General features: G+C 66.1%; 2 protein-coding genes and 1 pseudogene. 1 reads left to right on the top strand and 2 read right to left on the bottom strand.

Annotation, left to right across the window (positions count from 1 at the left end):
* Both AC1DQ3_RS36225 and AC1DQ3_RS36230 read right to left on the bottom strand, forming a co-directional pair.
* Positions 1-224: pseudogene (locus AC1DQ3_RS36225) on the bottom strand (hypothetical protein); the annotation flags it as partial.
* A gap of 110 nt (positions 225-334) precedes the next feature.
* Entirely contained in the window at positions 335-2,356 is a 2,022-nt protein-coding gene (locus AC1DQ3_RS36230; RefSeq protein WP_477124904.1) for a PAS domain-containing hybrid sensor histidine kinase/response regulator, read from the bottom strand.
* Between the two features lie 765 nt (positions 2,357-3,121).
* Between AC1DQ3_RS36230 and AC1DQ3_RS36235 the strand changes: the two genes are divergently transcribed.
* The coding region (locus AC1DQ3_RS36235; protein ID WP_477124905.1) for an ATP-dependent DNA ligase at positions 3,122-3,540 on the top strand (419 nt) is incomplete at its 3' end.

Consider the following 3,540-nt stretch of genomic DNA (forward strand, 5'->3'; position numbering starts at 1 on the left):
GGCGCGGCATCGACCGCGCGTTTGAGCACATAAGTCCAGCTCTGGATGGCATTGAGCGACGAGCGCAGGTCATGGGCGGACTGTTCGATCAGTGCGCCGACCTCGACCACGCTGCGCACCCCGGGTGCAGTCACCGCTGCCTGCCGATCCGCCGTAGCGGTGCTGCAGGCGGGAGAATCATCGGATGTGTCCGGCATGGCGGACGGCGATGGTTGCTGCATCATTGCTCTCGGCCAGGTTGTCTGCTGGGCGTACCCATGCAGTACTCATGCAAGAAGCGTGCTGCGCGGCACCCGGCATCACCCTGAAGACGCGCTACAACCGGCTCGAACGCCTAGCGCTCCGGCTGACGGACGCCCTCCTGGATTGGCCGGCTTGCCGGTGTCGACAGTGCCCGGCGCAGCGCCTCGATGCTCAGTGGTTTGACCAGGTGGAAGTGGAAACCCGCCTCCTGCGAGCGGCGCATGTCGTCGGCGGTGCCGCGCCCCGTGATCGCAAAAAACTGCATCGATCGCCCCGCTGGCGTGGCCTGTAGCGCGTCCAGGACTTCAAAGCCGTTCATGTCCGGCATTTCCAGGTCGAGCAGCGCGCAGTCGGGCTGGAACTCGGCTGCCAACGCAAGCGCCTGCGAGCCGGTGTAGGCCGGCCGGGCTTCGTGCCCGAGCAGGTTCAGCAACTCGGCCATGCTGTCGGCGGCATCGGTATTGTCGTCAAGAATCAGCACGCGCCGCCTGCGTCCGGTATCGGCATCAACCTGGCCCGCTGGCTCGCCACGTTCAACCACCTGCGGCAGGATCACAGTGAAGGTGCTGCCCTTGCCCGGCCCCGGACTGTCTGCCTGGATCGCTCCGCCATGGGCCTCGACTACGGCGCGGGCAAGCGCCAGCCCGATCCCCAGCCCACCACGGCTGATGCCCTCGCGTTCCTGTGAGAAGAGATTGAAGATGCGATCCAGCGCGGCCGGCTCCATGCCTTGGCCGGTGTCGGATACGGTCGTGACGACGCTGCCGTCTTCCACCACGACGTGGACGGTCACGGTACTGCCGCGCGGCGTGTACTTGGTGGCATTGCTGAGCAGATTGATCAGTACCTGCCCGAGCCTGGCCGCGTCGGCTGACACATAAGGCGATTTCGGCGGCAAGAACACCACCAGTTGCTGGCCCGCGGCCTCCAGCACCGGACGAATAGCTTCGATGCTGGCCGTGACGACGTCGTTATAGGCGGTCGGCGTCAGTTCGACCTTCAGCTTGCCGGCGGTGACGCGGCCCACATCGAGCAGATCATTGACCAGCCGTTCGAGCTGGTGGAGCTGGCGATCGATGATCGCGGCGCAACGTTGGATGCGCACGTCGACCGAAGGCGTCAGCGTGATCACATCGACCGCGTTGCGGATCGGCGCCAGCGGGTTGCGCAGCTCGTGCGCAAGGATCGCAAGGAAAGAATGCACGCGCCGGCTGCCCGATTCCAGCTCTTCCAGCCGCAGCGCATCGCTGATGTCACGCGCCGTCCACAGCATGCCGGCCGGGCATCCGCCCGCATCACGGATCAGCGCGATCCGCGTCTGGCAGTGCACCACCGAGCCGTCCTTGCGCACCAGGCGCTCATCGCCGTCGCACCGGCCGCTTGCGCGTGCGGCTTCCAGGCCCGCGCGGTCCTGGCCGCAAGCGACGTCCTGCCGTGTGTAGAGCAGCGACAGCGGCTGCCCGATCGCCTCCTCGGGCAGATAGCCGGTAATCTCCTGCGCGCCGGCGTTCCAGCTGCGGATTTCGCCATCGGCGCTCACCTCGACGGCAGCGACGCCAGGCAGAGTTTCAGCCAGCAATCGCATCTGGTCGTCGGCAAGGCGCGCGTGCTCCTCTGCCGCGAACTGCACGGTGATATCGCGGCTCGCCACCACGAAGCCGCTGACAGCACCGAAGGCGCCGGCGATGGCAGTCATGCCGGAGGCTGCCCAGAGCTGGCTGCCGTCGCTGCGCACCCGCCAGCCGTCGTCCTGCGCACTGCCTGATTGCCGCGCGGCCTCCAGCCAGCGCTGCGGCGCGCCGGCCTCGATGTCGGCGGGTGTAAACAGGCACGAGATATGGCGGCCCGCAATCTCTGCCGGTGCGTAGCCGAACAAGCGGATAGCGGGCTCGGGCCAGGTTTGCACATGGCCGTCGGTGGTGATCACGAAGACGGCGCAGCCATCCAGCGCGCCGAGCATCTGTCGATAGCGTTCGATTTCAGGGTCGGGGGCCGGCGTACCCGGTTGCCGGCCTGAGTGCACGTCCACGGTTGTGTCAACACTGCCGCTATAGGTGGTATCGGCCGTGGTTTGACCAGCCACCGTTGCCCCTGCCGGGTGCAGCTTTGACATGGGAACGCGCTCCTTTCCACAAGGGTAATTTCAGATTGAATGACCGCAGGCGGTACCGGAAGCATGGGCCGCGCTTTGGCAAATGCCGGCAGCAATGCCGGAATCAATCAAAAACTGCTACCTGGCAACCTGGCAAATGCGCCGCATGTGGAGGCGTGTCCGCTCAGTGCCCGAAACGGGGCCGCGCCGCCGTCACAGACTGGCATGCAGCCATTACATAATAGGCGCTGGCGCTTTGTACGCCGCATGTTCAGCATGCGAGGAAGGAGAGAAGTGATGTCAGGCCGATATCATGCCGGGTTGCAGCGGGGTGCACCACCGTGCGTCTCAGGCGCGTGACCAGACGGCGCGGCGTCAGGTGAGCCATACGCATCACCCCGCCAAGCCGCCGCGCCTGCGGCGACTTGGAAGACCCGACGAACAGGACGCGCGCGAGTGCTTCGCCGCGTGACAAGTGCCGAATCGTACGCCGGCGACGGAAGCTGCGTGTCCATATCAAGGAGACTCCCGGCGTGCGTGACCGGTGGTGTGTGCAGCCCGGCCGGTACGGCGGCGCAATCATCCATATCGGCAGCCAGGCTTCGGACGGACCACTGCCGCCGCAAAACGCCCATACCGCGCAGCGCTGCAGCACCAGGATTTACAACATCCGGTAAGAACCACATGCGAGCCGCATGGCCGTGCCTGCAGGACGAGCGCCGATTTCCGTCGCGCCGCGTACTGCATAAGCTGAATCCCATCCATGTCCAATCAACGGGCACCGCCATGGCCAGGACCACCCGTCAGGAGCCGGAGAACGGCCACGCTGCGGCCGCCCGGAGACACCCGCCGGCTAACGCCAGAACCGCGAGGCACGCCGGCAGGCAAGACAACCGCCAGTGGCCACAAGAGATCCGCGGCCGCGATGTGCGGCTCTTCACGAGGCAGGGCCACGACTGGACCCCGAAGCTGAAGGCGCTCGCGACGGAAGTCGGCTCGCTTGGGCTGCCGGACGGCTGGCTGGATGGCGAGATCGTGGTGATGGGCAAACACGGGGAGACGGACTTCCAGGCGTTGCAGAACGCTTTTGAGACGGCGCATGCCGACACCATCCAGTACTTCGTGTTCGACCTCCCGTTCTACGCCGGCCATGACCTGCGCAAGGTTGCGCTGGCGGAACGGCGCGCGCTGCTGCGCCGCCTGTT

The organism is Cupriavidus sp. 01T418 (assembly GCF_056398885.1).

Coding starts and splice junctions, on each gene's coding strand:
- AC1DQ3_RS36230 (WP_477124904.1), bottom strand. CDS start 2,356: ATGTCAAAGCTGCACCCGGCAGGGGCAACGGTGGCTGGTCAAACCACG.